Here is a 6,529-nt window from a genome sequence, read left to right as displayed (position 1 = left end):
AGCGGCTGGTATCGGGCAGGCTGATGGCGAAGTTGCATTCGTTGGTGGAAGAAAATTCTTCGATTTGTTTGGAAGACATAATCGAAAAAGCGATTTCCATACATTTTTCAGCACTCAGCGGCTCATCAGTCAGTCGCATGATTTTGCCGTCCACTTTCATGGCCGGTGGGAAATTGGTGGTAATGAAAAGGTCGGAGCCTTTGTATTTGTTCATATGGCGTAGCCAAGCGAACAATTCTTCTTTTGCATCCGGAGTATTTTCGTTAAACATAAGAATTTAGGTATTTAAAATATAGTTATTTTATCTATGGTAATTATAACAGATGCAATCATTATTTGCTGATTGCTAGCTGGAGCATCAATCTGTTTTAAATTGGGTGTCGTTCTGGGAATATAGCAGATTTTTCAGTATCCCTGTGATTTTAAATTCTGCTGTTATAATGTTGCCCGATTAGTGAATGGAAAGGTAACGAGATGTCAGTACAAACAATTGCCGTGGTCGGCGCAATGGAACAGGAAATCGAGCTTTTGCGTGAAAGCATGACCAATGTCAAGCATGTGTCCTTCGGTAAATTCTCGGCGTATGAAGGTGAATTGGCCGGAAAACGTATGGTATTGGTTTTGAGCGGTATCGGTAAAGTCAATGCGGCGGTTTCGACTTCTTGGGTCATTCATCAGTTTGCACCGGATTGCGTCATCAATACCGGCAGTGCAGGCGGTTTGGGCAAGGGCCTGAAGGTCGGTGATGTGGTCATCGGCGAAACTGTGGCGCATCATGATGTTGACGTAACGGCTTTTGGTTATGTTTGGGGACAAGTACCGCAACTTCCTGCCGTGTTTGCATCGGATTCAAACTTGATTCGCCAAGCAGAAAAGGCGGCGCAAGTGTTTGACGGAGCGGCTGTCACGCAAGGCCTGATTGTCAGTGGCGACCGTTTTGTGCACAGCAGCGAAGGTGTCGCGGAAATCCGCAGCCATTTCCCAGAAGTAAAAGCAGTGGAAATGGAAGCTGCGGCGATTGCGCAGACTTGTTACCAGTTGGAAGTGCCGTTTGTAATTATTCGCGCCGTCTCCGATTCGGCAGATGAGAAAGCGGACATCAGCTTTGAAGAGTTTTTGAAAACGGCGGCTGTCAGCTCGGCGAAGATGGTGACCGAGATTGTCAAATCGCTATAAAATCATGCAGAAACGTTGAATTTCCGTTAGAATACGGAACGATTCAACCTTATTCTAAGGCCGTCTGAAAACCGAATCCCTGTTTTTTCAGACGGCCTTTCCGACTTTAATTGCATTTATCTTAATAACAATATGAAAAACATACGGAATTTCTCCATTATTGCCCACATCGACCACGGTAAATCGACGCTTGCCGACCGTTTTATCCAATACTGCGGCGGTTTGGATTTGCGCGAAATGAGTACGCAGGTGCTCGACTCCATGGACATCGAAAAAGAGCGCGGCATTACCATCAAAGCGCAAACCGCCGCGCTCAACTATAAAGCACGCGACGGGCAGGTGTATCAGCTTAACCTAATTGATACGCCGGGACACGTCGACTTTTCTTACGAAGTATCCCGTTCGCTCTCTGCCTGCGAAGGCGCGCTTTTGGTCGTTGACGCGTCACAAGGCGTGGAAGCGCAAACCGTGGCGAACTGCTATACCGCGATTGATTTGGGCGTGGAAGTCGTGCCTGTTTTGAACAAAATCGACCTGCCTGCCGCCGACCCCGAGCGCGTGGAACAGGAAATCGAAGACATCATCGGCATTGATGCCGTTGGCGCGGTACAGTGTTCTGCCAAAAGCGGCATTGGTGTGGAAGATGTTTTGGAAGAAATCGTTGCCAAAATCCCTGCGCCGACCGGTGATGAAAATGCGCCGTTGCAAGCGGTTATTGTTGATTCATGGTTTGACAACTACGTTGGCGTGGTCATGCTGATTCGTGTGAAAAACGGCACCATCAAGCTGAAAGACAAAGTACGCTTTATGAGCACCAAGGCGGAAACTCAGGTCGAGCAGTTGGGCGTATTCACACCGAAATCGGTTCAAAAACAAGAACTCAAAGCCGGCGAAGTGGGTTTTCTGATTACCGGCGTAAAAGAATTGGGACAGGCGAAAGTCGGCGATACGGTGACTTTGGTTGCCAACCCTGCCTCTGAGCCGTTGCCCGGCTTCCAAGAAGTACAAAGCCAAGTATTTGCCGGTCTCTATCCTGTGGAAAGCCACGACTACGAAGCCTTGCGCGACGCTTTGGAAAAATTGCAACTGAACGATGCTTCACTGAAATTCGAACCTGAAGTTTCTCAGGCATTGGGCTTCGGCTTCCGTTGCGGCTTCTTAGGCCTGCTACACTTGGAAATCGTACAGGAACGTTTGGAACGCGAGTTCGACATGGACTTGATTACCACTGCGCCGACGGTGGTTTACGAAGTCGTTTTGAAGAGCGGCGAAAAAATCGAAGTCGAAAACCCATCTAAACTGCCCGACATCGGCAGCATCGAAACCATTCTCGAGCCGATTATTACCGCGACCATTCTTGTGCCGCAGGAGTATGTCGGCAACGTCATGACTTTGTGTAACCAAAAGCGCGGCGTGCAGGTCAATATGCAGTACATGGGCCGTCAAGTCATGTTGACTTACGATTTGCCGATGAACGAAGTCGTAATGGACTTCTTCGACAAGCTTAAATCGACTTCGCGCGGCTATGCTTCGTTGGACTACCATTTCAAAGAGTTCCAGCCGTCTGATTTGATTAAGCTCGACATCATGGTCAATGGCGAAAAAGTCGATGCCCTGAGCCTGATTGTGCACCGTCAAAGCGCGGTTCACCGTGGTCGTGAGTTGGCGTCAAAAATGCGCGAGCTGATTCCGCGCCAGATGTTCGACATCGCCGTCCAAGCCGCCATCGGCAGCCAGATTATCGCCCGCGAAAACGTCAAAGCCCTGCGTAAAAACGTTTTGGCGAAATGTTACGGCGGCGATATTACGCGTAAGAAAAAACTTCTCGAAAAACAAAAAGCAGGCAAACGCCGCATGAAACAAGTGGGCAACGTGGAAATCCCGCAAAGCGCATTCTTGGCGATTCTGCAAGTGAGTGATAAATAATGAGTATAAATCTGACTTTAGGCGCAATTGTTGTACTGTTGGCCGGCTTGGTCCTCAACTTCAAAAGCAGCAAAGAGCGTCAGGAAAACGGCGAATGGAGCTCCGGCCTGCAATGGAGTTATCTCCTGTGTATGGTCGGCGTATTCGGCATTTTGTCCGAATTTATGAGCTTTACCGCCGTATTGCTGGTGTTTGTCGTGTTTACCGGTATTGTTTGGGCAATCCATAAAGGCCATCTGAAAAAAAGCGAGACCGGCGAAGACAATGCGCATTTTACCGACTACATGGGCGGCTTTTTTCCCATCATCTTGGTTATCTTTGTGTTGCGCAGCTTTATTGCCGAGCCGTTCCAAATTCCGTCCAGCTCCATGCGTCCGGGCTTGGTCAAAGGCGATTTTATCTTGGTGAACAAATTCTCTTACGGTATCCGCCTGCCGATTTTGAATAAGGTCATTATCCCTGTCGGCAACATTGCACGAGGCGATGTTGTGGTGTTCAATTACCCACTTCAGCCAGAGATGAATTACATCAAACGTATCGTCGGTATTCCGGGCGACGTTGTGGAATACCGTGATAAGGTTTTGACTGTTAACGGAGAAATTATTTCCGAAAAACCAAACGGTAATTATCAATACGCAGATGATACCGATCCGTCTATGATTCATACGCTTGAGCGTTTTCAGACGGCCTTGAACGGCAAAAACTTTGATGTGGTCAAGGAGGCCGGTCAGCCTTCCGTATCTATTGCTGTATTGAACAAATATACTTCCGAAGTGATGCCTGAAAGCAATTACTCGCTTGAAACAAGCGGTTTGGAAAATTGCGAATACGCAGAAGACGGCAATGGCTTTATCTGTAAAGTCCCAGAAGGCCGTTATTTCGCAATGGGCGACAACCGCGACAACAGCGCCGATTCCCGTTACTGGGGATTTGTCGATGATAAACTGATTGTCGGTAAAGCCTTCTTTGTTTGGATGAACTTTGGCGAACTCAGCCGTATCGGTACCAGTATCCAATAAGCAATAAACAGATTAAAAGGCCGTCTGAAATTTTTCAGACGGCCTTTTTTGTATCTATTTTTTGTCTTTTAACGAACCCAAATAAATTGCCAATAAAGTCAAAGTGGCGCCACACCATTGGACGGCGTTAATCGGTTTATTCAGCCAGAAATAATCGATTAACATGGCGGCGACTGGTTCGGAGAGAAGCAAGAGGCCGGTCAGCGATAAGGATAAAAGCGGGATGGCGTAAGCAATCAATGCCCAAGCGAAGCATTGCATAACGATGCCGTAGATGGAGACTAGAATCACATCGTTTAAAGTTTTGGGGTAGAGATGGGCGGCATCGAATAGTAGAGATGGGATGACCAGCGCCATTGCACCGCCGAAGCTTAAAATCATCATGAGCGGAAACAAACCGACTTTTTCCTGCTCATGGGTTTTGCGTACGAAAACCATAGACAGGGTCAGCATGGCACCGGATACTACGCCGCTGACAAATCCCCATGCGGCATTGTCGTTATGACCGAACTCCGGGCTGCCGATCAAGGCTACGCCTATGGTGGCCAATATCAAACTTAAAATTTGTAAGGTACTTAGGCGTTCCGAATAAAAGAAGAAGCCGATGGCGGCTAAAAAGAAAATCTGCAGGCTGTTGAGCAAGGTGGAAATGCCGGGGCCTACGGCGTGAATGCTTTCGTGCCAAAGGGCGAGGTCGAATGCGAGGAAAACGCCGGATAAGATTGCGTAGCCAACCGTTTTTCTTTTCGTGGGCATTTTTTGTCTGAAAAAACGCCCGAGCAGGAAGAATATGGGGGCGGCAATCAGCAAACGCCAGAATGCGATGGCGTAAGAGCCGACATCGACAAATTTGACGATCAAACTGCCCAAGCCGAAGACGACGCAGCCGACGACCAATAGGGATGCTGCATAATTTCCCGAACGTGTCTCCATCGGCTTCTCCATCAATCAAATGAAGACGATTATTCCATAAAAGATGGATGAGGCGCTAATGATAAATAGTGGTAAGCCAAGATAAAGGTTTATGATGAAAGGCCGTCTGAAAGCTGTTTCAGACGGCCTTTTGATGATTTTTTGGCTTGATTTAGTATGGTTGTAGTATAAAATCGTTTTACGCCGTGTTTTCAGACGGCCTGATCAGTTTTGGTTTTGAGAAAAGGATATTGGAAATGGCAAACCCTATTCGTGCGTTTCTGGATTATGTGCCGTCGGTTGATGAGTCTTGTTTTATAGATGAGACTTCGGTTGTGATTGGCGAAGTGTCGCTGGCGGAAGATGTATCCGTTTGGCCTTATGCCGTATTGCGTGGCGATGTGAACAGCATTTCTATCGGCAAGCGCAGCAATGTGCAGGACGGCAGCGTTTTGCATGTGTCGCATAAGAATGCGGCGAAGCCTGACGGTTCACCTTTGATTATCGGCGATGATGTGACGATTGGGCATAAGGTCATGCTGCATGGCTGCCGAATTGGGAATCGTGTGTTGGTGGGCATGGGCTCGATTATTTTGGATGATACGGTTGTCGAAGATGATGTGATGATAGGCGCGGGCAGTTTGGTGCCTCCGCGCAAACGTTTGGAAAGCGGTTTTTTATACGTTGGCTCGCCTGTGAAACAAGTGCGTCCGCTGACGGATGAGGAAAAGGAATTTTTGACGTATTCGTCCGCGCATTATGTCCGCCTGTCCGGCCAGCATAAAATTTCAAAATAAGGAAAACCAATACAATGAACGCAATTTATCTGGCTTCGGGCAGTCCGCGCCGTCGTGAGATTTTGGAGAATTTGGGTTTCACGGTACGCCGCCTTCCTGTGGATATTGATGAAACCCCTAAAGAAGGCGAAGCAGCAGTAGAGTATGTGCGCCGTATGGCCTGTGAGAAAAATCAGGCGGCGGTGGCGCAATGGTTTGCTGCTCATAATCAAGAACCTGAGTTTGCTGTATTGACGGCGGATACGACGGTGGCGGATGGTGCGGTTATTTTAGGTAAACCGGAATCCGAGGCGGATGCGGTCGATATGCTGGAACGTTTATCCGGACGGACGCATCAAGTGTTGACGGCTGTGTGCGTTTATTGGCAAGGCGTATGCCATGATGTGGTGCAGACGAGCGAAGTACGCTTTAAAACGTTGACGGCTGAGGAGATTGCAGCCTATGTTGCCAGCGGCGAGCCGATGGATAAAGCCGGTGCGTATGGGATTCAGGGCTTGGGCGGCGTATTTGTCGAGCATTTGCAGGGCAGTTTTACGGGCGTGATGGGTTTGCCGGTTTATGAGACTGCTCAGCTACTGAAATCTTTGGGTTTGGAAGCGCCGCCGTTTGCTTAAAATTAGGCAAATGCCGTCTGAAAGCGTGCCGACAAAAACGCCTGTTTCAGTTACAATACTGCCTTAAACAGCTTGCTTGAAGAAA

At 48.2% G+C, this 6,529-nt stretch carries 6 protein-coding genes and 1 pseudogene; 5 read left to right on the top strand and 2 right to left on the bottom strand.

The genetic code is table 11. From position 1 onward, the window contains the following. Positions 1-271 (bottom strand): annotated as a pseudogene (locus tag ACTHUE_RS09255) (type IV pili twitching motility protein PilT); the annotation flags it as partial. A gap of 203 nt (positions 272-474) precedes the next feature. On the opposite strand from ACTHUE_RS09255, the gene ACTHUE_RS09250 reads away from it, so the two are divergent. The 3 genes from ACTHUE_RS09250 (at position 475) to lepB (ending at position 4,121) form a co-directional block, all read left to right on the top strand. After that, the gene (locus ACTHUE_RS09250; RefSeq protein WP_049328596.1) at positions 475-1,176 is read left to right on the top strand and encodes a 5'-methylthioadenosine/adenosylhomocysteine nucleosidase; all 702 of its coding nucleotides are present in this window, start codon (positions 475-477) and stop codon (positions 1,174-1,176) included. Between the two features lie 132 nt (positions 1,177-1,308). After that, positions 1,309-3,102 carry a translation elongation factor 4 gene (lepA, locus tag ACTHUE_RS09245; protein WP_002226499.1) on the top strand — a complete coding sequence of 598 codons (1,794 nt, stop codon included), beginning with the start codon at positions 1,309-1,311 and terminating at the stop codon, positions 3,100-3,102. Then, on the top strand, positions 3,102-4,121 hold the full coding sequence (gene lepB / locus ACTHUE_RS09240; RefSeq protein ID WP_070584130.1) for a signal peptidase I: 1,020 nt from the start codon (positions 3,102-3,104) through the stop codon (positions 4,119-4,121). The genes lepA and lepB overlap by 1 nt, the downstream gene beginning before the upstream one ends. 54 nt (positions 4,122-4,175) lie before the next feature. Here the strand turns inward: lepB and ACTHUE_RS09235 are convergent, their stop codons facing one another. Then, positions 4,176-5,054, bottom strand: coding sequence for a DMT family transporter (locus tag ACTHUE_RS09235; protein WP_219088738.1), 879 nt, complete (start codon positions 5,052-5,054; stop codon positions 4,176-4,178). Between the two features lie 236 nt (positions 5,055-5,290). Between ACTHUE_RS09235 and ACTHUE_RS09230 the strand changes: the two genes are divergently transcribed. Together ACTHUE_RS09230 and ACTHUE_RS09225 are read left to right on the top strand one after the other, a co-directional pair. Beyond that, on the top strand, positions 5,291-5,830 hold the full coding sequence (locus ACTHUE_RS09230; RefSeq protein WP_070813868.1) for a gamma carbonic anhydrase family protein: 540 nt from the start codon (positions 5,291-5,293) through the stop codon (positions 5,828-5,830). A gap of 14 nt (positions 5,831-5,844) precedes the next feature. Next, complete coding sequence (locus tag ACTHUE_RS09225; RefSeq protein ID WP_219088736.1) at positions 5,845-6,444, top strand: Maf family protein; 600 nt, start codon at positions 5,845-5,847, stop codon at positions 6,442-6,444. Positions 6,445-6,529: the final 85 nt, after the last annotated feature.

This window comes from Neisseria sp. P0021.S005, assembly GCF_051956955.1.
This window is presented reverse-complemented; position numbering and strand designations above follow the sequence as displayed.